At 47.8% G+C, this 24,187-nt stretch carries 20 protein-coding genes; all 20 read left to right on the top strand.

Translation table 11 applies throughout. The annotated features are described in order from the left end of the window. The 20 genes from H9J30_RS13170 to H9J30_RS13075 all read left to right on the top strand — a co-directional run bounded on the left by H9J30_RS13170 (nucleotide 1) and on the right by H9J30_RS13075 (nucleotide 24,093). On the top strand, nucleotides 1–1,221 hold the full coding sequence (locus H9J30_RS13170; protein ID WP_240131420.1) for a type II secretion system F family protein: 1,221 nt from the start codon (nucleotides 1–3) through the stop codon (nucleotides 1,219–1,221). 26 nt (nucleotides 1,222–1,247) lie between these two features. Further along, nucleotides 1,248–1,742 carry an MSHA biogenesis protein MshF gene (locus tag H9J30_RS13165; RefSeq protein WP_240131419.1) on the top strand — a complete coding sequence of 165 codons (495 nt, stop codon included), beginning with the start codon at nucleotides 1,248–1,250 and terminating at the stop codon, nucleotides 1,740–1,742. Between the two features lie 76 nt (nucleotides 1,743–1,818). Next, the gene (locus tag H9J30_RS13160; protein ID WP_011073808.1) at nucleotides 1,819–2,436 is read left to right on the top strand and encodes a prepilin-type N-terminal cleavage/methylation domain-containing protein; all 618 of its coding nucleotides are present in this window, start codon (nucleotides 1,819–1,821) and stop codon (nucleotides 2,434–2,436) included. Between the two features lie 55 nt (nucleotides 2,437–2,491). After that, complete coding sequence (locus tag H9J30_RS13155) at nucleotides 2,492–2,998, top strand: type II secretion system protein (protein ID WP_275679627.1); 507 nt, start codon at nucleotides 2,492–2,494, stop codon at nucleotides 2,996–2,998. 14 nt (nucleotides 2,999–3,012) lie between these two features. Continuing rightward, nucleotides 3,013–3,525, top strand: a complete 513-nt coding sequence (locus H9J30_RS13150; RefSeq protein ID WP_023266934.1) for a type II secretion system protein — start codon at nucleotides 3,013–3,015, stop codon at nucleotides 3,523–3,525. 239 nt (nucleotides 3,526–3,764) lie between these two features. Beyond that, nucleotides 3,765–4,238, top strand: a complete 474-nt coding sequence (locus H9J30_RS13145; RefSeq protein WP_240131417.1) for a type II secretion system protein — start codon at nucleotides 3,765–3,767, stop codon at nucleotides 4,236–4,238. Next, nucleotides 4,228–4,782: a prepilin-type N-terminal cleavage/methylation domain-containing protein gene (locus H9J30_RS13140; protein WP_240131416.1), complete on the top strand. Its 555-nt coding sequence runs from the start codon at nucleotides 4,228–4,230 to the stop codon at nucleotides 4,780–4,782. Before H9J30_RS13145 ends, H9J30_RS13140 begins: the two co-directional genes overlap by 11 nt. Next, entirely contained in the window at nucleotides 4,782–5,630 is an 849-nt protein-coding gene (locus tag H9J30_RS13135; RefSeq protein WP_240131415.1) for a PilW family protein, read from the top strand. The genes H9J30_RS13140 and H9J30_RS13135 overlap by 1 nt, the downstream gene beginning before the upstream one ends. After that, nucleotides 5,620–6,075: an MSHA biogenesis protein MshP gene (locus tag H9J30_RS13130; RefSeq protein ID WP_240131414.1), complete on the top strand. Its 456-nt coding sequence runs from the start codon at nucleotides 5,620–5,622 to the stop codon at nucleotides 6,073–6,075. Before H9J30_RS13135 ends, H9J30_RS13130 begins: the two co-directional genes overlap by 11 nt. Then, nucleotides 6,068–9,841 carry a DUF6701 domain-containing protein gene (locus H9J30_RS13125; protein ID WP_240131413.1) on the top strand — a complete coding sequence of 1,258 codons (3,774 nt, stop codon included), beginning with the start codon at nucleotides 6,068–6,070 and terminating at the stop codon, nucleotides 9,839–9,841. The genes H9J30_RS13130 and H9J30_RS13125 overlap by 8 nt, the downstream gene beginning before the upstream one ends. Before the next feature lie 343 nt (nucleotides 9,842–10,184). Then, nucleotides 10,185–11,234 carry a rod shape-determining protein gene (locus H9J30_RS13120; protein WP_007651015.1) on the top strand — a complete coding sequence of 350 codons (1,050 nt, stop codon included), beginning with the start codon at nucleotides 10,185–10,187 and terminating at the stop codon, nucleotides 11,232–11,234. 44 nt (nucleotides 11,235–11,278) lie between these two features. Then, the gene (gene mreC, locus H9J30_RS13115) at nucleotides 11,279–12,310 is read left to right on the top strand and encodes a rod shape-determining protein MreC (protein ID WP_240131412.1); all 1,032 of its coding nucleotides are present in this window, start codon (nucleotides 11,279–11,281) and stop codon (nucleotides 12,308–12,310) included. After that, nucleotides 12,310–12,798: a rod shape-determining protein MreD gene (gene mreD / locus H9J30_RS13110; RefSeq protein WP_011073800.1), complete on the top strand. Its 489-nt coding sequence runs from the start codon at nucleotides 12,310–12,312 to the stop codon at nucleotides 12,796–12,798. The genes mreC and mreD overlap by 1 nt, the downstream gene beginning before the upstream one ends. A gap of 2 nt (nucleotides 12,799–12,800) precedes the next feature. After that, entirely contained in the window at nucleotides 12,801–13,385 is a 585-nt protein-coding gene (locus tag H9J30_RS13105; RefSeq protein WP_240131411.1) for a Maf family protein, read from the top strand. A 175-nt stretch (nucleotides 13,386–13,560) separates the two neighbouring features. Beyond that, nucleotides 13,561–15,027 (top strand): ribonuclease G, encoded by a 1,467-nt coding sequence (gene rng, locus H9J30_RS13100; RefSeq protein ID WP_240131491.1) that lies wholly within the window; start codon nucleotides 13,561–13,563, stop codon nucleotides 15,025–15,027. Next, entirely contained in the window at nucleotides 15,027–19,199 is a 4,173-nt protein-coding gene (locus H9J30_RS13095; protein WP_240131410.1) for a YhdP family protein, read from the top strand. Before rng ends, H9J30_RS13095 begins: the two co-directional genes overlap by 1 nt. Beyond that, nucleotides 19,123–20,016 carry a carbon-nitrogen hydrolase family protein gene (locus tag H9J30_RS13090; RefSeq protein ID WP_240131409.1) on the top strand — a complete coding sequence of 298 codons (894 nt, stop codon included), beginning with the start codon at nucleotides 19,123–19,125 and terminating at the stop codon, nucleotides 20,014–20,016. Before H9J30_RS13095 ends, H9J30_RS13090 begins: the two co-directional genes overlap by 77 nt. A 96-nt stretch (nucleotides 20,017–20,112) precedes the next feature. Then, nucleotides 20,113–21,561: a metalloprotease TldD gene (gene tldD, locus H9J30_RS13085; protein WP_240131408.1), complete on the top strand. Its 1,449-nt coding sequence runs from the start codon at nucleotides 20,113–20,115 to the stop codon at nucleotides 21,559–21,561. A 146-nt stretch (nucleotides 21,562–21,707) separates the two neighbouring features. Beyond that, nucleotides 21,708–23,129 (top strand): TolC family protein, encoded by a 1,422-nt coding sequence (locus tag H9J30_RS13080; protein ID WP_240131407.1) that lies wholly within the window; start codon nucleotides 21,708–21,710, stop codon nucleotides 23,127–23,129. Beyond that, nucleotides 23,119–24,093 (top strand): HlyD family secretion protein, encoded by a 975-nt coding sequence (locus H9J30_RS13075; protein ID WP_240131406.1) that lies wholly within the window; start codon nucleotides 23,119–23,121, stop codon nucleotides 24,091–24,093. Before H9J30_RS13080 ends, H9J30_RS13075 begins: the two co-directional genes overlap by 11 nt. Nucleotides 24,094–24,187 lie beyond the last annotated feature (94 nt).

Below are 24,187 nucleotides of genomic sequence, written 5' to 3'. Positions count from 1 at the left end.
ATGCCGGTTTATCAATACCGTGGACGCAGTGGGCAAGGTCAAGCCGTAACGGGTCAGCTCGATGCTGCCTCCGAAAGTGCGGCAGCTGATATGTTGTTAGCGCGCGGCATTATTCCTTTGGAAGTAAAAGCGGCAAAGGTGACGAAGTCATTTTCACTGACGCAGCTCTTTGGTAGTAAAGTCGGTTTAGATGAATTACAAATTTTTACTCGGCAAATGTATTCACTCACGCGTTCGGGGATCCCGATTTTGCGGGCCATTGCCGGTTTATCTGAAACCGCGCATTCCCAACGGATGAAGGATGCGCTTAATGATATTTCTGAGCAGCTTACCGCGGGTCGCCCGTTGTCATCTGCCATGAACCAACATCCTGATGTGTTTGATTCACTGTTTGTTTCTATGGTGCATGTGGGGGAGAACACAGGTAAGTTGGAGGATGCCTTTATTCAGCTCTCGGGCTATATCGAGCGTGAGCAGGAAACTCGCCGTCGGATTAAGGCCGCGATGCGTTATCCGATCTTTGTATTGATTGCGATTGGTTTGGCGATGGTGATCTTAAATATCATGGTGATCCCCAAATTTGCCGAAATGTTTTCCCGTTTCGGTGCCGATTTGCCTTGGGCGACCAAGGTGCTGATTGGCACCTCTAACTTATTTGTTAACTATTGGCCTTTGATGTTAGTGATGTTGCTTGGCGCCATCATTGGGATCCGTTATTGGCACCATACGGAAAAAGGTGAAAAACAATGGGATAAGTGGAAATTACATATTCCCGCAGTGGGTTCGATTATTGAGCGTTCGACCCTTGCCCGTTATTGCCGCAGTTTTTCGATGATGTTAAGCGCGGGCGTGCCGATGACACAGGCGCTGAGCCTTGTGGCGGATGCGGTGGATAACGCCTATATGCACGACAAAATTGTTGGTATGCGCCGCGGCATCGAATCCGGCGAATCTATGCTGAGGGTATCGAATCAGAGCAAGTTATTTACACCATTGGTGTTGCAAATGGTCGCCGTTGGTGAAGAAACCGGACAAATTGACCAGCTACTAAATGATGCCGCCGATTTTTACGAAGGTGAGGTCGACTACGATCTTAAAAATCTTACCGCTAAGTTAGAGCCGATTTTAATTGGGATCGTGGCCGTAATTGTATTGATATTAGCCTTGGGTATTTATCTCCCCATGTGGGATATGCTCAATGTGGTCAAAGGTGGTAAGTAATGCTTTATGCTATCAGGATCAAATAGATGCAGAGCCAACAGAAGGCCGAAAGCGATCTATTACGTGTGTATGGTCGGCTCGTTAGCTTGACCTTGATCTTGGTTATTCTCGCGGTGATTGGGGTTAACTATTTTTCCACAGTGCCACAACTTGCCGTCCGTAATCTGGAGTTGGAGCATACGCGTTTCTTAAATGTGTTAGCTATGGTGCGCTCCCAATGGTTATCCCTTGGCAAACCACAGCAAATGCGACTAAATTGGGAAGTGTTTAACGAGCAAAGTACAAATAGCGAGCAAACGTTTGTGGCGATGGGCGTGCAGGGCTGGCCGCAACCTAGCCAATTTGATGACCAAGGTTGTCAGGCGCTATGGCAACAATTGATGGGGCAAGATCTAGCGGAAAATACCTTAATGGGTGCCTATTTTAGTAAGGATAATAGCTGCCGTTATCGCTCACAAAATGGCGATAGTATCGGCTATCAACTAAATTCTGGCAGGGTCATTTTTTTGACGTCATCCTAAAATATTGTTAAGTAACGGGCTTTTTTAAACTGATTTAGCTGTTAGAATGGACTTTCATCAAGATAGGGAGAGACTAATGAAGACTAAGCAAAATGGTTTTTCATTGATTGAACTGGTCATAGTGATCGTAATTTTGGGGTTGCTTGCGGCAACAGCTATCCCACGTTTTTTAAATGTCACCGATGATGCTGAAGATGCCAGTGTGGACGGTGTGGCTGGTGGTTTATCCACAGCCGTAAGTTTTGTGCGTTCACAATGGGAAGTCGATGGTCGCCAAAATAGCAGTGTGATCTTAGACGGTACCTCAGTATCCCTCGACCCACGTTTTGGTTATCCCACAGGGACATCGGGTACCGATGCTACGGCCATGACAGATGCGAGCTGTCAGCAGGTATTCAATACGGTATTGCAAAGTGCGCCACGTAATGTGCTCTATTCGCAAGATGCGCGAAATCAACGTTATACAGTACGTGTGATTGATGGTGCGGGTGGCAGTGCTAATTCGATTACCGGCGCAGCAGTGAGCGGTTTAGATTTATGTGTTTATCACCAAGTAGCCTCGCTGGTGTTAAACCAAACAACGGGTGTACCCTCTCCAGCCCCTGACTTATCTACCACAGGTGCAAAAGGAGTAGTTTATAATCCTGGTACGGGCAAAGTATTAAGTTTTACTCAAACACCATTTACGCCTTAATTGCACTGGCGTGAAATTTAGGTATTTAGAATTGTTATTACACAGGTAGTTAATGATGAAAAGACAACAAGGTTTTACCTTAATTGAGTTAGTAGTAGTGATCATTATCTTAGGTATTCTTGCTGTCACAGCGGCACCTAAGTTTATTAATCTTCAATCAGATGCGCGTAAATCAACAGTTGAGGGTGTGAAAGCGGCCTTACAAGGTGCGAACACATTGATCTATTCAAAGGCTGCTCTTGCAGGTAAAGAAAAAGCCGCTGCTCAGACTGTAACTATTGCAACTGGCGTTGATGTTACGACTGATTATGGATACCTCAACAGTGCTACTAGTTCTGCTGTTGTGAAAACTAACCTAGAAAATGCTTTGGACATGAAGTTTGATGCCTTAGCAACTGATACAGTTGGTACAGTGAATGACTTTGGCGTTGTGTATAAAAGTGCGACATCTTTCATTATTGTTCCTAAGGGAAAGAAAGACACGGATTCCTGTCGTTTAGAATATACACCAGCAACGAGTACCACATTGCCTGTGTATAACGTTGTAGCTACTGCGTGTTAATGGAGTCTTAAAGAATGAAAAAGCAAAGTGGTTTTACATTAATTGAATTAGTGGTTGTGATTATTATTTTAGGCATTTTGGCTGTTACTGCAGCACCTAAGTTTATTAATTTGCAAGGTGATGCGCGAGTGTCTGCGCTGAATGGTCTAAAGGCCTCGATCCAAGGAGCGAATACTTTAGTCTATTCAAAAGCAGCGCTTGCAGGTTTAGAGAAAGGAACAAACCAATCTGTTGTTTTAAGCGGAGATGCTACAGCTACGCCTAGTACTGCTGTATTAGTCACTACCGACTATGGTTATATGAGAGCTTCTCTAAATAACTTTAAAAATTCATTGGATATTACTATCAGCGAAGGTACAACACCGACTGGTGCTACAACTGATTGGGTCGTAGATACTACAACTACATCAGGTAAAGCTAAGTTCTGGCAGGCAGGTGCGCCAGCAACGTGTTTTATTGAATATACACCTGCTACAGCAACAGCAGCTCCAACATTTACTGCAACACCAGCAGCTTCGGCTTGTTAATTTTAGTTATACGTAAAGGCCTGCCTAGCAGGCCTTTTTTTTAGGCCAGTAATCTATGAGTTTGTCCCCTTTAATAAAATGAATTAGCTAATTATTTCTTTTGTTTAGGGGTAATATTTGCCTTAATAATCATGTTGGCAGAAACTGAACCTAGAACCTAGAACCTAGAACCTAGAACCTAGAACCTAGAACCTAGAACCTAGAACCTAGAACCTTATATCAACAATGGCTACTTTTTGATGGCGAAACAGGCTGGATTTACCTTAGTCGAACTTGTGACCACCATTATCCTAATTGGGATTCTATCGGTGACGGTATTGCCGCGCTTATTTAGCCAGTCATCCTACAGCGCCTTTAGCCTACGCAATGAATTTATGGCTGAGCTGCGCCAAGTTCAGCAAAAAGCCTTAAATAATACTGATAGATGTTACCGCGTTGTCGTTTCAGCAACGGGCTATCAAGTGAGCCAGTTTGCAAGCCGTAATAGTGCTGGTTGCACAGGTGCGGCTCTGGCACCTAATCCGTTATATACCCAGGCTTTTCAAGGTGGTGCGCAGTTGGCGCTCACTAGTAATAACGCAAATAGTTTTAATCTTGATTTTGATATTAATGGTAGGCCTTCGCTGGCTTGTAATGGCTCGTGCATTAAAGTGATTGCCAACGATACTCTGGTCATTAACATTTCCAGCGAAGGTTATATTTATGCTAATTAATCCTTGGCAGTTATTGGACAAAGCATTAATAAAAACATCCCCAAACGGCAAGCTACAACAGGGTTTTACCCTAATCGAACTCGTGGTCGGCATGCTGGTGATTGCCATTGCTATCGTAATGCTTAGTAGCATGTTATTTCCCCAAGCGGATCGCGCGGCCAAGACTTTACATCGAGTAAAAAGTGCTGAACTGGCCCATTCGGTAATGAATGAGATTTGGGGTAAACGTTACGATCAAAATACCAATGCCAATGGCGGAGTGCCGGCTTGTGGGAGTCCATTAGGCAGTAGTTGCTCGGCCGTCTTAGGGCCAGAGGCGGGAGAGGGGCGCAACGACTTTAACGATGTGGATGACTATAACGGCTTAAGCCAAAATGCCACTATGCTTAATTCCAGCCAAACTTATGCAGAGGCGTATCCCAACTATCAACTAAGTGTGACTGTTGCTTATGGGGCCGCGCCTAATACCAAGTTAGTGACCATTAATGTCACCACGCCAGATAACGAAGTGATCACTTACAATCTGGTAAGGAGCAATTACTAATGCGCTCTTTATCAATGAAGAATAAGCGTCTATACACGCAGGGTTTTACCTTAGTTGAAATGGTCACAGTGATCCTGATCTTAGGTATTCTTGTGGTCGGAGTGAGCAGTTTTATTATTTTTGGCACGCGGATTTTTGTGGAGTCGAGTTCGGTCGACCAAGTGTTAAGTCAAAGCCGTTTTGCCGTCGAGCGTATAACCCGTGAATTAAGGAGCGCGCTGCCTAACAGTGTGCGACTTAATGGCGATAATCTCACCTATCAATGTGTGGAGTTTGTCCCCATTGAGGCGAGTACCACCTATTTAGCAATGCCGATTGCGCCGAGCGCGGCAGCGTTAACTGGGAGTGTAATTTTAGACAATGTGAGCAGCAAGATTGCGGTTAACCAATATGTGTGGATTTATCCCTTAACCGATAGCGATGTGTATAACAGCGCGAGGCAAAAACGGGCGCAAATAAACAGCATTAGCACCGCGGCAAATCAAGTGACTTTAACCTTTACCGCTAATGCGAGATTTGCCGAAGCCTCTCCTCGGCAACGGATCTATTTTGCTTCTGCCCCCGTCAGTTATTGTTTTGAAAAGGCGTCATCCAGTAATGAGTTAATTCTAAAGCGTTATACTGGTTATGGATTGAATGCTAGCCAGCCAGTACCTGCGGATATGGGCTCTGGCGTGTTGATGGCACAAGGTATCGCAAATGCCTTAACCAATAGTGCTGATTTACCGTTGATTTTAACGCCGTCGAGTCTAGTGAATAATGCGATGGTGCACCTACAGCCACGATTTAATGTTAATGGCGAGACATTTCAGTATCGACATCAAGTGCAGGTGATCAATGTCCCTTAACTTAGTTAGCCTATCACGCTCAGCATATTGCCCGTACCCCGCTCACCGCCAAGGCGGCAGCGCTTTAGTCATCGGCATTTTTGTTATTACGGTGATGTTTTTATTGGCTGCTGCATTAATCAATATTGTTGAAGATGCGGATACCGGATTAACTCAAGAGGTTTGGGGCGCCCGTGCCCTCGCAGCGGCAAACAGTGGTGCTGATGCTGCATTGGCGCAATTATTTCCGCTGAATGCGGCGGCAAACTTTATTCCAACATGCGCAAGTGTTTCAAGCACTTGGACACCGCCTAATGTGGTTGGCTTTCATGCTTGTAGTGTTGGGGTAAGTTGCTCCGCGCATGCGGCTGGCGCTGTCACTCAATATCGGATCAATAGCAAAGCGGTGTGCGAAAGTGGTGAAACCCGTGTTAGCCGTCAAGTAGAGGTAGAAGCCCGTGGTTAGAGCATTTGGGATTGGTACTCAATTATTTTCCGTGTTGACAATATTGCTAATGACAATGATGTCTTCACATGCAGCGATTGATTGTGGCAGCGTATTTCCTGGCCCAATACAGAGTTTTAATTCTAATGGGCAGTTAGAAATGCAAAACCAATCTATGGTTGTTAATTATGACAACCTAGATGTGTGTTTTAAAAAAGCCAAACCTAACGGAGTGAATAATTCTTCGTGTGGTATTGGTCAGTGTAAAGTCAGTGGAATTCCAAGTTTAGCCAAGGCTATTCCCGATATACTTGATAAAACAAATAGTTCTATTAACAGTAATTCAACAGTGGCAAGTTGGACAACACCATCGGTGGAGCTGGGTGTCACTTTGGGATATGGCGCCAAGTTTGATGCAACTCGCTGGGATATCGGTAATGTTGAAGTCAATGGCGGTAGCGTCACTGTTTCTGACACCTATGATGTTTATGTGTTTAAAAGCGTGACATTCTACCAGAATGGCACAATGACATTAAGGGCGGGAAAAACGTATATCATAGATGGTGATCTTAATCTTAGCTTAGGTGCGATTAATATCATTGGTACAGGCAATACTCAGTTTTATGTGAGAGGTACTTTTACAACATCAGATACATCAGTATTTAATGCTTCGAGTACTACAGATATCTATGTTGGTAGAGAATTGGAATTGCAAACAGATTCTAAAGTACAAGGCAGTTTCTACGTTGCTGGTGATGCTACGTTATTTAATCGCTCAACTTTGACTGGTCGTTTAAGTGCACAAAATGTGCGTATGTTTTCAAATTCCAAAGTGATTTATGACACCAGTCCAGCCCTTGAATGTTTTACTGATGATTTTTCACGCACAAGCCTTGGAAATGATTGGGCGATAAAAGTGCTGGGGAGTTCAACTCCGCCGAGTATTGTCAGTAATCGACTTCGAATTACCCCCGCATCGGGGAACCAAGCAACCGCAAGTACCTTTCAGCGGCTATTTCCTGCAGAAAATAACTTAGTGACGGTCGAGTTTGATTATTATGCGTGGTCGCCATCTTCAGGAACGGGTGGTGATGGGGTTGCGGTCATTCTCTCCGATGCGGCGGTCACGCCTCAACCCGGTAGTTTTGGTGGTGCGCTTGGATATGCACAACGTAATGATGGTACGCCTGGTTTTGCGGGTGGCTGGCTTGGGGTGGGATTGGATGAATATGGTAACTTTTCAGATTCCAATGAAGGGAAGGTCGGAAGACCGGCAACAGCTCCTTATTTCAGACCTCAATCTATTACATTACGTGGATCTGCGGCGGCAAACTACAAGTATTTAGCTGGTACAGCAGCGAATTTAAATCCTAGAGTTGACGTTCGTAGTACGTCAACTGCGGCGCCCAATCATAAATATCGGATTAAGGTTGATTCAACTATTCCTAGCCAAGCTTGGGTCTCAGTTGAACGTGATGTGCGTAATGGGCAAGGGTATCAAGTACTGGTTCCGGCATTTAATGCCAGAGCGATATCTAATCAAGGCGCAGTGCCTGAAGATTTTTACTTGTCTTTTACTGGCTCTACTGGCGGCGCCAACAACAACCATGAAATCGATAATTTTAAGGTGTGCGCCCTAAAATCTCGCCCCGTAGGTCAGCAAGTGCATCATTTCGAATTTGATTATTCGAGCTCACCGTTGACCTGTAAAGCGGAAACGATGGCTATTCGTGCTTGTGCAAATGCTAATTGTAGTCAGCTATTTACCGATCCCGTTACGGCGCAATTATCGTTAAATCCCAATGCTAATGGCGCTTGGTATGTGGGTGGGGTGAATACTCAGAGTGTCAATTTTGTCAACGGCTTAGCAACTGCCAGCCTTCGTTATAATGTCACCACGCCTCCTGTAACCATTGGTGTGAGTAGCTCTATCCCATCCACCATTGCAGGGAGTAATACACTTTGCCGTAAAGGCTCTGGCCCGTTAAATACGGCTTCCTGCACGTTGAGCTTTGCAGAGAGTGGGTTTATTTTCGATGTCCCTGATAAGTTGGCGAATAAGCCCACCTCTATCAATATTTCTGCGGTGAGAAAGTCCAATTCAAGCCTTGAATGTGTTCCCGCATTTGGGAATGCGACGAAAAATGTCGGTTTTTGGAGCACTTATGTTTCCCCGTCATCCATTCCGAGCGCTTTGCAGCAAGCGATAACGATTAAGGGGAATTCAACGGGGGCAACAACGGCAATTGGCAAAACCCAAACCTTGCGAACTCAAATTCCTTTGCGGTTTACTAATGGCGTGGCCTCCCTTGAGATTAATTACCCCGATGCTGGGCGAGTTCAACTTGACGCTAGGCTTGATGGGACTGGGGAAGATACAGGTCTAGTGATGACAGGCTCTGACCAGTTTGTCAGTGTGCCAGCGGGATTATGCGTTAAAGCTGTGGATGCGCTCGCCAGCTGCCCAAGTGCGGATATGAGCTGTAATGCCTACCGTAAAGCGGGACAAAATTTTGGCATGACAGTACAAGCCATGGCATGGGAAAAAGATGGCGATACGGACTTTTGTTCGGGCAACTTATCCACACCTAACTTTATCGATGCGCAGATGAAACTTGCGAGTTATGTGGTTGCACCCAGCATTGCCAATGGCGGCCATGATGGTGTACTGGGTATGACATCTTACAGTCACACGGCGCAGACCAGTAACCTTAATACCATCAGTAATCAGAGCATTAGTGAAGTCGGTGTATTCCAAATTGCGGCGCAGGCGACGCCCAATTATTTAGGGACGGCAAGCAGCCTGAATATTCCGATTGGCTATTCTGCCAATATCGGCCGTTTTGTGCCCGACCGATTTTTAGTGAGCGATGTTTCCGTTTTGCCCGCCTGTGGCGGCTTTAGTTATATGGATCAACCTTTCCCGATGTCGATGAGCCTTAACGCCTTGAATGTCGGTGGCGTAGTGACGCAGAACTACTTCCCGCCATTTTCCTATGCGAGTGCCAAATTGGTCGGAGAAAACAATAATAACGGCGTTGATTTGCAGAGCCGTTTAAGCGCTTTACCTGTGAATGGGGCAAGTTGGAACCAAGGTGTGGCAACTGTTGATGGCAGTTACCTGGCGAACGTGAGTCGGATGACGCCAAATATCGCTGCAAATCAGTATCAGGACGGCCCTTTTGAGCTGCTCGATATTGGTGTGCAATTGATGGACAACGACCCAAGGCCAAATGGCTTATACAGCTATGTGGCCTTAGCAGATATGGATGCGGCATCCACGGGCACTTGCACTAACTGTAATGCGAGAAAAATCACCACTCAGATCCTACGTCACGGCCGCGTGGTGATGGATAACACCTATGGCCCTGAAACTGAAATCCTCAAAATGCCAACCAGAGCTGAGTATTGGAATGGAACTAACTGGGTGTTAAATGGGGATGATAGCTGCACTATCGCCACCTATGGCTTAGGTTCGCAGGTGGATAATGCTGGCCTTGGCTACAACTTTGATCCCGATTTAGCCGCAGGGCAGAGTATCAATCGAACCGGTGCATCTTTAGCATTTCAAGCGGGGCAATTTGATTTGCTGTGGCGAGCCGTGACCTCAAGCGGCACTTTATATCGTGGTCAAGTGACCGCGCCTTTAGATGTACCCACATGGTTAGAGTGGTATTGGAACTGGAATGGCGTCACGCCCAGTAGCTTATCTGATCCACGTGCCAGTGCATTTTTTGGGCGTTATCGAGGTCATGACAGAATCATCTACTGGCGAGAAGTGAATTAGCTTGTTTTTTAGTTCGATTTTGCTGAATTGGAATTAGCCTATGGTGATTTATCATGCCGAGCTGATCTTTTGGGCATGATTTCAAAGCATCATGCTAAGGCAAAATTGCAAAAAACAGGTTTTACGCATGTTGCCGACTTGTATTTAACATGGTTTTTAACTGTTGAATTTTTAATCAATATTGCGTGTTTTTCGATTAAATAGTGTTTTTGAGCGGCCTAATTAAAAAAAAATCACTCCATTAGCGATTGTTAACCTCAACGGTCTTGTGGAATCAGGGTGGCATTGATAAAGTTAGCTGATTTTTCTTTTCTTCTGACTCCACAGAATACAGGCTAGTTACATGTTCAAGAAGCTGCGTGGCATTTTTTCTAATGATCTATCGATCGATTTGGGTACAGCTAACACCTTAATTTATGTTCGTGATGAAGGCATCGTCCTCAATGAGCCTTCTGTTGTTGCTATACGTGGCGAGCGTAACAGCTCTGGTCAGAAATCTGTAGCAGCTGTCGGTACAGAAGCTAAACAGATGTTAGGCCGTACTCCTGGCAATATTCAAGCAATTCGTCCGATGAAAGACGGTGTGATTGCTGACTTTTATGTGACAGAGAAAATGTTGCAGCATTTTATTAAACAAGTGCATAACAACAGCTTTTTTCGTCCAAGCCCACGCGTTTTAGTCTGTGTTCCCGTTGGCGCAACGCAAGTTGAACGCCGTGCCATTCGTGAGTCAGCCATGGGTGCGGGTGCCCGTGAGGTGTATTTGATTGAAGAGCCAATGGCCGCGGCCATCGGTGCAGGTTTACCTGTTTCTGAAGCCACAGGTTCAATGGTCGTTGATATCGGTGGTGGTACGACTGAAGTCGCCATTATCTCCTTGAACGGTGTTGTATATTCCTCCTCAGTGCGTATTGGTGGCGATAAGTTTGATGATGCGATCATCAACTATGTTCGCCGTAACTATGGCAGCTTGATTGGTGAAGCTACCGCTGAGCGTATCAAACACACAATCGGTACTGCTTACCCAGGCGATGAAGTGTTAGAAATTGAAGTTCGCGGTCGTAACTTGGCCGAAGGTGTGCCTCGTAGCTTTACCCTCAACAGCAACGAAATTTTAGAAGCACTGCAAGAGCCATTATCGGGTATTGTGAGTGCGGTTATGGTGGCATTAGAGCAATCGCCACCAGAATTAGCCTCTGATATCTCTGAGCGTGGCATGGTGTTAACTGGTGGTGGTGCGCTGCTGCGTGACCTAGACCGTTTATTAATGCAAGAAACGGGAATTCCAGTCATGGTGGCGGACGATCCTCTGACCTGCGTTGCGCGTGGCGGTGGTAAAGCCCTTGAAATGATTGATATGCACGGCGGCGATCTGTTCTCCGAAGAAACCTAATCTAACTTCGGTATAGGGCGGCTAATCACCGCCTTAGCTTTCCTATGAAGCCAATTTTTGTTCGTGGTATTTCGAACCAGTTCCGTTTAACACTGGCAATTATCCTGTCGGTGATTTTGCTCGCGGCAAATCACCGTCTTGAGCCTGCCCGTGAATCCCTTTCATCTGCTTTAAGCCCTATTCAATACCTCGCGAGCGTACCCAGTGCGATTCTCGATTGGTCATCTGAGAGTTTTGCGACCCGCAATATGCTGGCATTGCAAAATAAAGAGCTGTTAAGGCAACAATTATTAATGAGTGAACGCCTACAGCGTTTCGAACATCTGCGTCAAGAAAACGAACGCTTACGTGCTTTGCTGGGTTCGCCAGCCTATCAGGATTCCCGCAAGATGGTGGTGGAGGTGATGGAGGTTGCCAGTGAACCTTCCCATCACTATGTGGTCTTGAATCGGGGTTCCCGCAGCGGTGTCTTCGTCGGTCAGCCGGTGGTGGATGCGCAGGGGGTCGTGGGGCAAGTTGTACAGGTTAGCGAGATGACCAGCCGAGTGTTACTAGTGTCTGACGTTTCCCACGGTTTACCCGTGCGGATTACCCGTAACGATGTGCGTTTAGTCGCTAATGGTACGGGTGAGCTCGATGAGATTGAGCTGCGTCATGTGGCTAAGAGCACCGATATTCGAGTGGGCGATTTGTTAGTCACCTCAGGCTTAGGTAACCGCTTTCCTGAAGGCTATCCTGTGGCACGAGTGATGAAAGTCTTTACCGAAGATGGCCAAAGCTATGCGCGAGTCACGGCTCAGCCTCTGGCGGCACTTGATCGCATTCGTTATCTGCTGCTGATTTGGCCATCACCTGACTCGGGCGTGACTTTGCCTAATCAAATCCCTGTGCCTGCGGCGGATCATCCGGTAGAAGAAGCCAAACCTGATGCTGGTAATGGTGCCACCAATCCTCAAGCGCAGGGCACAAACGCCACGGCTCCTAATGCCACAGTTCCAAACGCGACTGCGGCACCGAGAAATGCCAATGGTGCATCGAATGCTGCTACCACCCAACCGCCAGCTGAGGTGCACTAATGAGTTTACAAGCGGCTAATGGACGTATTGTGGTTTGGCTGACCTTGTTTGTCGGACTCTTAAGCCAAATTATGCCTCTACCTACAATTGTTGAGGCTTGGCGGCCGGATTGGCTACTGATGATTTTGATCTACTGGTCCATTGCGTTGCCACACAGGTATAACATTCTTACGGCATGGGTAATGGGTTTGGCTCTCGATATTCTCTTAGGCGCCACCTTAGGGGTACGTTCTTTGGCGATGTCGCTAGTGATTTATATTGCGATTTTACATTGTCAGCGTTTACGCAACTTCCCTAAATGGCAGCAGTCGCTGGTAGTGATGCTGCTCATTGCTATCTACCACCTGATTGTTTATTGGGTTGAGTTTGTTATGGATGGCGCAACATTCCATGCGGAACTGTTTTTGCCTGCGCTATCGGGCCTAGTATTTTGGCCTTGGATTTTTTGGATTTTACGTCGTATCCGACGTCATTATAAGGTTCGTTAGTTGTGAATTTAGTCTTAGCTTCGACATCGCCGCGCCGTAAAGAATTACTAACTCATATTGGATTAGGGCTGAGTGATTTTACCTTTGAGCAAGTGGCACCGGATATCGACGAAACCCCTAGGTCGGGTGAGTTACCACGGGATTATGTGCAGCGCCTCGCAGCCGAAAAGGCGCAGGCTGGGCTTGCATTATGCTCAGATATGTCACAGCCTGCTGTATTAGGTTCTGATACTATCGTCGTGCATGAAGATGAAATATTAGGTAAGCCTGTTGATGAGGCCGATGCCAAGCGAGTGCTGCGTGCGCTTTCGGGAAGAGCGCACACTGTGATGACGGCTGTGGCCTTGGCAAATGCCAACCATACCGCAGTGCGTTTAGTCGAAACCTTAGTGCGTTTTTGTGTGCTTTCTGATGCGGATATTGATGCCTATGTCGCCTCACAAGAACCCATGGATAAAGCTGGCAGCTATGGGATCCAAGGTTTAGGTGGCTGCTTTGTCGAGTCGATTGATGGTAGTTACTCCTGTGTTGTTGGCTTGCCATTAGTGGAAACTCGCCAGCTCTTATCTGAGGCGGGCATTATCTAGTCTGCGGATTGGGCGACTTGCAAATGGGGAGCAATACAGAGGATTGGGTTTTCAACACTCAACTCTTCTGCGTTATTGGTTTTCAGGCTTATAACATACTGAGATTAATTTAATTTCCCTAATGGGGTGAGTCGTGAATACCGGTCGCTTAAATCCGAATAAAATTCAGCGCAAGATGGGTTCAGAGTTACTGATTAACGTAACCCCATCAGAGGCCCGTGTCGCTTTGGTTGAGCACGGTGTGCTGCAAGAAGTCCATATTGAACGCCGCATGAAACGTGGCCTTGTGGGCAATATTTACAAAGGTAAAATCAGCCGTGTGCTGCCCGGCATGCAAGCCGCCTTCGTGGATATTGGTTTAGATAAAGCGGCTTTTTTACATGCCTCCGACATAGTGCCGCACACCGAATGTGTCGCCGATGTCGAGAAAGGCCATTTTGTGGTTCGTGATATCGCAGAGTTGGTGCGCCAAGGGCAAGATATTATGGTGCAAGTGGTGAAAGATCCGCTCGGCACTAAAGGTGCACGCCTGACCACGGACATTACTCTGCCGTCCCGTTATCTGGTTTTTATGCCTGGCTCCAGCCATATTGGGGTGTCCCAGCGGATTGAGCAGGAAGAAGAGCGCAGTCGTCTTAAAAAAATCACTCTGCCTTTCGTCGATGAAGACGGTGGCTTTATTATCCGCACCGCCGCTGAGGGCGTAGGTGAGGATGAGCTCGCGCAGGACGCTGCTTTTTTGCGTCGAGTTTGGTCTAAAGTCTCAGAGCGTCGTCAGCGCCGTGGTGTTGCGTTACTCTATCAAGATCTCGCTTTGCCTGTACGGATTGTGCGCGACTTTGTCGGGACGGAATTAGATCGCATTCAAGTCGATTCGCGGCGCACTTTTGCCGAGCTGCAAGCCTTCGCTCAAGAGTTTATGCCGGAAATCGCCGACAAGATTGAGCACTATTCTGGCCCTGCGCCGATTTTCGATCTCTACGATGTTGAGAATGAAATCCAGCGCGCCCTCGGTCGCAAGGTAGAGCTCAAATCGGGTGGGTATCTGATTATCGATCAGACCGAGGCCATGACCACGGTCGATATCAACACGGGTGCCTTTGTTGGCCACCGCAATCTTGAAGAAACCATCTTTAACACTAATCTCGAAGCCACCCAAGCCATCGCGCGGCAACTTAGGCTGCGTAATCTCGGTGGCATCATCATTATCGACTTTATCGATATGCTGAGTGACGAGCATAAAACCCGTGTACTCAATAGCTTAAACAGTGCGTTAGCCAAGGACAGGGTTAAAACTAATGTCAGTGGTTTCTCAGGTTTAGGCTTAGTTGAAATGACCCGCAAACGCACCCGCGAGAGTTTAGAGCATGTGCTGTGCGGCGAGTGCCCTGCGTGTAAGGGGACGGGGAGTATGAAAACAGTCGAAACGGTCTCTTATGAGATATTCCGTGAAATTATCCGCCTAAATCGAGCCTATGATGCTGATGAGTTTTTACTGTATTGCTCGCCCGCGGTGTATAACAGCTTAAGTGGTGATGAAAGTCATCTAGTAGCTGAGCTTGAGGTCTATATCGGTAAACGTATTCGTCTGCAAAATGAACCTATGTATTCCCAGCATAAATACGACGTGGTGATGATGTAGTGGCAACGCTTTTTACTGCTAAAAAACTAAGCCGTTTTTGCTGGCAACTATTGGCGCTGATCTTAGTCTTGTTTGCCTTGACGGTAAGCTTGATCCGAGGACTATTGCCTCAGGTCGATGAGGTTCGCCAGCAGTTAGTTGAGTATGTAAAAAGTGAATATCAGATCAATATTCAGGTGGGTGAGTTATCTGCCCAGTGGCAGGCCTTTGGCCCCGCGGTAACCATTGATGACCTAGTGATCCCGCCGCAGGAAAAATTACCCGTCACAGTGTTAGTGAAGCAAGTTCAAATCAAGTTGGATTTTTGGCAGTCTTTGCTGACCACCAGTCCGCGCATCGAAGATGTGAATTTTGAAGGTGTTCATATCGCCCTCGATATGGATAAATTGTCTGGCAGTACAACGGGCCGAGTCTCTGGACAATCCACGCAAACCGACTGGTTGTATAAGTTACTGCTAAAACAGCTTGAGCGTTTCTCGCTGGCGGATGCCTCGGTGCAGCTACTGAGCTTGCAGCATGAATATCGACCCATCCATATTCGCCACCTTAATTGGCGTAATAGCGACATGCAACATCGCGGTACGGGGGAGATTTACCTCGATAACAATGCCATGGTAAAGGAATCCCTCAGTCTCCAGCTTGATATTACTGGTGATGCGACTGCGCCCGATACGCTGAAGGGACAAATCTATTTGGCGGCTCAGTCACTCGATTTAGGCGAATGGGCATCACGCCAACCTAATCCCTATGACCCAAGCAAAAAGCTGCCCCTAGAGGGCATAGTGAATCTCAAGGCATGGTTTGATGTTGCCCATCGCAGTATACGTTCTGGTCTGGTGCAGTTTGAGCCCAGTTGGTTGCAGTGGTCGATGCAAGGAGAGCCACAAAAGTTTGAAATCCAATCCGGTAGTATCCGTTGGGAGCCCAAGGCGACAGGTTGGGAGATCAGTAGCGCCGATTTAGATTTTGTCACTAATGGTGAGCATTGGCCTGAACTAAAATTAGCGGCGAAACAACAAAATGATGCTTTGTATGCCTATGTGAGCCGTGTAGATTTACCGACCTTGTTTCCATTGTTGCCGCTTTTCCCCGGTGTCGATTTAGCCGTACTTGAGCAATGGTTCCATCTCGCGCCCGAGGGCAGCATTGGGCCTATTCGCCTCTATCAAGCTGCCGATCAATCTTTGCTAGCAAGTACTAGCGTCAAGCAATTACACTGGCAGAAGGTGGAGGGAATACCCAATACCCAGCCCTTAGATCTTAAGTTGCAATGGCAGGATGAAACGTTAGTTTTTTCGCTCCCCGAGCAAACTTATACCCTCGATTTTGGCGATGAATTTTCAGCTCCCTTAGTGTTCCAAGGCGCTGAATTAACTGGTGCATTTGATACTAAGCGTGCGACTTTATCTATGCCCCATGTTCAGCTTGTAAACGATGACCTTGGCCTCTCTGCCGCCCTAAAACTGGATTTTAGCACTGCAGCCAGTTTGTCCCTCGCTGCTAATGTTGCAGTCAAAAATGCTGCTAATGCAGATAAATACTTCCCGATTAAAGCCATGGGTGAGTCACTGGCCGAGTATCTTGATAGCGCGATAAAAGCTGGACAGAGTCAAAATGCGCAAGTATTGTGGCAGGGGGCGTTATCGAGCTTCCCCTTTGAGGATAATAGTGGCGTGTTCCAAGCGGCATTTACCTTAAACAATGCCGAATACCAATTCCAACCTGATTGGCCTGCGGTCACAGATCTTTCTCTTGATGCGTTATTTGAAAATGCCCGTATGGATATCTGGGTCAACCAAGGCAAACTGATGAATGTGGTGGCCGATGGTGCCCATGTGTTTATTCCTGAACTGGGTGAGCGTTCCCTGTTAAAAATTCAGGCAGACCTCGTCACCGACGGCAGTGCGGCGACGAAAGTGTTACAGGCATCTCCCCTTGCAGATACGGTGGGCGAGACCTTAAAAGTTGTGCAGGTTCAGGGCGCGGTAGGGGGTAACTTAGACATCAGTATCCCCTTGTACGAGGGAGAGGCCGAGGATATTCGTGGTCAAATTGTGTTTGATAATACGCCAGTTTTTATTGCCCAGCCTGGGTTACAACTGAAAGCCGTTACGGGCACAGTGCAGTTTGCTAATGAAGTCGTTGAAGGCCAAGGTATTAAGTCACGCCTATTTGAGCAGCCCTTGGAGTTTAGCTTTGCAACTAAGCCCGAAGGTAAAGATTTCACGCTGAATGTAGATATGAAAAGCCGTTGGGATCTCAGTCGCTTACCTCAAGAACTCCATAATCCACTGAGTGGTTTTTACCAAGGTAAGGTCGCGTGGGGCGGCAATTTGAGCATGGTATTCGATGAGCAAGGCTATCAAATTCAAGCCAAGTTAGGCTCAGATCTGGTGGGCGCAAGTTTAACATTACCAGGCGTCTTTGCTAAGCCGACGGATGAGCCTAGGCCCTTACTGGCCGAGTTTTCCGGCGATCAGCAAGCCGCAATCCTCAGGGTCAAACTCGATAAACAGGCTGAGTTTATTGGCGGCTTTGAGGCTGAAAAAGGCACGCAATTCAGTTATTTTGATCTGCTATTAGGGCGACTCTTCGAGGCTACCGAGGTGCCCAATACCGAGCTTGGACACATTAAGATCGATGTAACCAGTGGTAAGTTAGCCCATTGGCTACCCGTGATTAATGCCTTTATCGGTACTGATAACAAGCCCGTCCGTACTGGTATTTTAGTCGAAAAGGCAGATCATTCCGCTCTGTTCCCTGCCGTTGTTGGGATAGACGCCAATATCGGCAAATTTGATTTACTGGGACAGGGACTGACAGATTTAAGACTGAGCGCCAACCCTAACGACAATGGCTGGCGTTTTGATGCTAAAGCCAGTGAATTTGAAGGAACTATTGATTTTTATCCTAATTGGATGACACAGGGTCTTAAAGTGGCCGCCAGCAAGTTTTATTTTTCGCCTGAAGTGAAGTCCGAAGGTGAAGCCGATTTTGCGGCGGATCAGGTGCTGACAAACTTGCCACCCGTCGCGGTGAATGTGGACGATTTTCGCTTTTTCGATAAACCATTTGGCAAGTTAGTGGTGCAAGCGAGTCCGCAAGCCTCTGGCTACCGTATCCAGACACTGTCTTTGACGACGCCTGAAGTTTCCCTGCAGGGTAACGGTATTTGGCAACAGCAGAATGGTCAAAACCAAACCGAGTTATCCGTCAGTTTAACTGCTAGCCAATTTCACCACTTGAGTGATCAGCTTGGTATAAATCCGGGGGTAGACGAAGCACCATTAAAAGTGAATGCCGATCTTGCTTGGCAAGGTGCACCCTATGCATTTTCCCTCGAAACCTTGAACGGTAAGGTCAAATTTGAGTTAGGCAAGGGTCATTTATCCCAAGTGAGTGATAAGGGCGCGCGGATTTTCTCGCTGTTTAGTCTCGATTCATTAATACGTAAATTATCATTAGATTTCAGTGATGTGTTTGGGCAAGGGATGTACTTCAACTCCTTTACTGGCAATCTGCAAATTGATAATGGCGTGGTGAAAACGACAGACACTGAAATGGATGCGATTGCGGGCAATATGAAGGTGCGCGGCTATACGGATCTCACCAGCGAAAGCTTAAACTACGATATCCGCTTTGTGCCGCAATTAGCCTCCAGTGTTCCGACTGTGGTGCTGCTGAGCACCAGTGCTTGGACGCTAGGGCTTGGTGCGTTTGCCTTAACCAAAGTACTTGAACCTGTGATTGAGGTGATTTCTGAAATCCGTTTTCGAGTCACGGGCACGATGTCAGATCCTGTGGTTGAGGAGCTTGAGCGTAAGAGTAAAGAGATTGAAATCCCCGAGTCGATTTTACCCATGGTTGGCGGCGAGTTACCTGCCACAGCAGAGGGCGATAAGCCTAAGACTGATGGGGCTGCGGTAAATAAAACCATGCCAGCACCTCAGACTGAATCTGAAGCAAAAACTGAGCAAAATAAAGTCGGATCTAAGGAAAAGATTGAACAGCCAGCCACAGATATTCGTAAACCCAATGCTGAGCCAGTAAATTCCAAAGTTGCTCTGCCGATAAAACAAATTCAAGGAGAGAGCCATGCGCATCAGCTTGTTGCAATGCCAGAGCAGCCGCGACGTCAGCGCGAACCTGTTGTTTATCGAATCGCAGCTTGAGGAATTAACTCAGGAGCGGCAACAGTGGGGCGATAATTCTCCTCATTTGGTGGTGTTACCCGAATGCAGTTTATTGTTTGGTGGCCATGAGAGCCAGCAACTAGCCTATGCGGGTGATAGTCATCACAGTCCGTTAAAATCTGCCTTAAGTGCCTTAGCTACGCGCTATCGGGTGTTTATGGTGGCAGGGACGATTCCTGCGCTGGCGGAGGATGGACGTGTCTATAGCCGTTGTTATCTGTTTGATGACAAAGGTGATACCTTAGGGCATTACGATAAACTGCATCTGTTTGATGTGGATGTCGCCGACGGCACTAAGCAATACCGCGAGAGTGAAACCTTCTGCCCCGGCGATCATATCAGTGTTATCGATACACCTTTTGGCAAAATTGGCCTATCCATCTGTTATGATTTACGCTTTCCTGACTTATTTCGGGCAATGCGCCTCGCTGGAGCCGAGATCATTACCGTGCCTTCGGCTTTTACTAAGGTCACCGGAGAAGCCCACTGGCAAGTGTTATTGCAGGCCAGAGCTATTGAGACTCAATGCGTTATCGTAGCCGCTGCCCAGTGGGGAGCCCATAACCAAGGTAGTCGTGAAACTTGGGGGCAAAGTATGGTGATTGGCCCTTGGGGCAACATCATTGCCGAGCGAACAACCGGTACGGGTTGGGTACATGCCGATATCGATTTAACCGAGGTGCACAGCATTCGCAGCAAAATGCCCGTAATGCAACATAATCGGTTTAATGCGCCGACGATTAAACTCAGAGAGAGTTTAATCCTGAATGCGTTAACCACTGAACAAAAGCCATAGATAAATAGACTCACAACGAATTTAGATAATTTTAAAAATGAGTGAGTTGCGAATTTTAGCCAAGCAAGATCGCTTAAGCGAATAGAGAGAACCTCGATGCCTTTTTTAGCACAAGTAGAGCAAAGTTTATTGAAGGGTGGCCTAGCCCTCGACGGCTTACAAGATTATTTAAACAGCATACACCAACATAAAGTCGATTTTTCCGATCTCTATTTCCAAGGCAGTCGCCATGAATCTTGGGTGCTTGAAGATGGCATTATTAAGGATGGTAGTTTCCATATCGAGCGTGGTGTGGGGGTGCGCGCCATCAGTGGCGAGAAAACCGGTTTTGCCTATGCCGATGATATTACACCTGCAGCATTAACAGCTGCGGCTGAGGCGGCCCGTGGCATTGCAGGGGCTGGCGAACAGGCAAAAGTACAAGCCTTCAAACGTCAACACGCCTTGGCGCTGTACGATAGTGTCGATCCTATCGCCGCCATGGAAGAAGTGAAAAAAATCAATCTACTGAAAGAGGCTGATGCCTATATTCGCAGCCTCGATAGCCGCATTATTCAAGTGGTGGTCAGTCTTGCGGGCGTGCATGAAGAAATACTGGTTGCCGCCAGTGATGGTACGTTAGCCGCGGACATTCGTCCCTTAGTACGCTTTAACTGCAGTGTGATTTTAGAAGAAAACGGTAAGCGAGAGCGTGGCGGCGCCGGTGGCGGTGGTCGCCACGATTACAGCGTGTTAATGGTCAATGATGACACAGGCTTGCCAATGTGCTTTGCCTTTGCCCGTGAAGCGGTGCGTCAAGCGCAAGTAAACCTTAATGCCATCGATGCTCCCGCCGGGGAAATGACCGTGGTGCTCGGTAATGGCTGGCCGGGGGTGTTACTGCACGAGGCGGTTGGTCATGGACTTGAAGGCGACTTTAACCGTAAGGGCAGCAGCGCCTTTAGTGGCATGGTGGGTCAGCAAGTGGCATCTAAATTAGTGACAGTGGTGGACGATGGCACGCTTGCGAATCGTCGTGGCTCGCTGAGCATCGATGATGAAGGGGTACAAACCCAGAGAACTGTGTTAATCGAAGACGGTATCCTCAAAGGCTATATGCAGGATAAATTAAATGCGCGCCTGATGGGCGTGGCGCCGACCGGGAATGGTCGCCGTGAATCCTATGCGCATCTGCCGATGCCGCGGATGACCAATACCTATATGACATCGGGCGAGTCCGAACCGAGCGACATCATCAAGTCGGTGAAGAAGGGCATTTATGCGCCTAACTTTGGCGGTGGTCAGGTCGATATCACCTCGGGTAAGTTTGTGTTCTCAGCCTCCGAAGCCTATTTGATCGAAAATGGTGAAGTGACTCAAGCGATTAAGGGCGCAACCCTGATCGGTAATGGCCCTGAAGCCATGAGTCAGATTTCCATGGTGGGTAACGACATGGCGCTGGATAAGGGCGTTGGTGTATGTGGTAAGGATGGTCAAAGCGTGCCTGTGGGTGTCGGTCAACCGACCCTTAAGCTCGACAAGCTGACCGTAGGCGGTACTGCGTAAAACGAGAAGCTAGAAGCTCCTACGTTGATTGGCTAAGTGCTTATTTTAGAACCCATCTTACACTTCCAGCGGTGGGTTCTAGCCGCCTTCCATGATGGATGTTATCATTTGCAAAGGAAATTAGAGTAACTACTCTAGAGGTGTTAATGAAACTATCACGTTTGGCATGGCTGTGTTTATTGCCTTTGCCCTCACTATTGCCGTTAGCGGCCTATGCCCAGCCCAGTAGCTTTACTGAGGCTTGGCAGCAAGTGCTTAAGGTGAGCGATAAACTCCAGGCTCAATCCCAAGAGGTGAATCGCGCCAAGGGCGAGCAAGAGGCGGGCGAAAGTTTAAATCTGCCGTCCCTCAGTCTGAATGGCAGTTATACCCACCTCGAAAAACCAATTGAATTAGATTTAAGGGATCTCAATCCCTTAGCCTCTCTTGATCCCGCGACCTTGCCACCCGCACTTGGCGGTGCACTGGCGAGTATTCCGGGTTCATTATTTGTCACGCCCTTTACCGAGCAAGATATTTTCCGCGCCAGCTTACAGGCGATGTGGCCGATTTATACCGGCGGCCAGATCACTGCGGCTCAAGGCATTCATGCCGCCATGGTGGCCGAGAAACAACAGGAATTACAGTTAGCGACCCGCGACTTATTCACTCAGTTGGTTGATCGTTATTATGCCGTTGATGTGACTCAATCCCTTGTCAGCACCCAAACCGAGCTGGTGGCCTCCTTAACTAAGCACGTTGACCACGCGCTAGCGCTAGAGCGCGAGGGGCAAATCGCTAAGGTCGAGCGCCTCAATGCTCAAGTGGCCTTAGACAACGCTAAGGTCAATTTAGGCAGCGCCCGCCGCCAACATGAAATGGCCGTTATCGCCCTATCGCGTATGTTGCAACGGAGTGATGTTAGTACTAACTCGCCGCTATTTGTGCTGCAACAGGCGCCGTCATTGGGGGACTTGACCCAAATGACCTTAAATCAACACCCGGCGCTTAAGCTACTTGAGGCTAAAGAGGCGCAGGCGAATGGTTTGGTTTCCTTAGAGAAAGGTAAATATCACCCGACTGTGTTTCTCTTTGGTAATTACACCTTATACGAAGATGACAGCTTGTTTTCTAAGGTAGAACCGGACTGGATGGTCGGTGTCGGTGTAAAAGTGCCCTTGCTGAGCCGCGATGGCCGCAGCGGTAAAGTGGAAGCGGCTAAGAGTGCCTTGCTGCAAGCCCGTTACACTAAGGCGCAGACACGCCAAGACTTAAGTTTGCTGCTCGACCAAAGCTATCGCCAGCTGTTGCAGGCCGAGGAAGAGGTCAATTCACTCAATACCTCACTTGAATTAGCGAGTGAAAACTTACGCCTAAGGGAAATCGCCTTTAATCAAGGGCTTTCAACCTCTATTGACAGAGTGGATGCCGAATTAAAACTGAGCGCAGTTAAAACTCAGCAACTCGGTGCCCGTTATCGTTATGTGCAAGCCTATGCCAGATTAATGGCCATCAGTGGTCAATTAGATGAATTTATCGGTCGCAGTGCCACAGGCATTCAATCGCAGGAGACTATCAATGCGCGCTAACAGAATTCTTGCTCTCACGGCGTTGGTCGCATTAGGCCTTATTTTAGCCTATGGGCTCAAATTGGCTTATAGCCCAAAGCCGAGTGTGTTGCAGGGGCAGATTGAAGCCCGCGAATATAACGTATCCTCTAAGGTGCCAGGGCGGGTCGAGCAAGTGCTTGTGCGCCGTGGCGATAGTGTCAATGAAGGTGATTTGTTATTTGCCATTCATAGCCCAGAATTGGATGCCAAGTTGATGCAGGCCGAAGGCGGCCGTGATGCCGCCAAAGCCTTGCAACAAGAGGCAAACAATGGTGCCCGTAGTCAAGAAGTGATGGCGGCTAAGGAACAATGGCTCAAGGCGCAAGCGGCAGCAACGCTGGCAAAAACCACCTATACCCGAGTCGAAAACTTATTTGCCGAAGGTGTTGCTGCGCGGCAAAAACGCGATGAAGCCTTTACCCAATGGCAAGCGGCTAAGTACACAGAGCAAGCGGCGTTAGCCATGTATCAAATGGCGCAGGAAGGCGCGCGGGTCGAAACCAAAGCCGCTGCGGCGGGTAATGCGCGTATGGCTGAAGGCGCGGTGAAAGAAGTCAGTGCCATTATGGCCGATAGCCAAATGCGCGCACCTAAGTCAGGGGAAATTAGCGAAGTATTATTGCAAGCAGGTGAACTGGCACCCAGCGGCTTCCCGGTGGTGAGTCTGATTGATATGCAGGATGCTTGGGCGGTATTCCAAGTGCGTGAAGACCAGCTAAAACGTTTTAAAAAAGGCGAAAAACTGCAATTAACGCTGCCAGCGCTGGATAAAACGCTAGAGTTCACTGTCTCCCATATCAGTGTGATGGGCGACTTTGCGACTTGGCGTTCGACCGAAAGTGGCCACGATTTTGATATGCGCACCTTCGAGGTGGAGCTGCGTCCAACGGCGCCCATTGCGGATCTGCGCGTCGGTATGTCCGTGTTGCTCAATGGTGAGTAACGACAGTGGCCCAGTTACCGAAAGAGCCCACGCATTTGATCGAGCCTAAGCCATTGAACGAGGCTCAGAATGCGACGCATCCAGTATCCTCAGG

The organism is Shewanella cutis (genome assembly GCF_022410515.1).
Taxonomy (GTDB): domain Bacteria; phylum Pseudomonadota; class Gammaproteobacteria; order Enterobacterales; family Shewanellaceae; genus Shewanella; species Shewanella cutis.
Note: the sequence above shows the minus strand (reverse complement) of the source record. Positions and strands in the feature narration are given on the sequence as shown.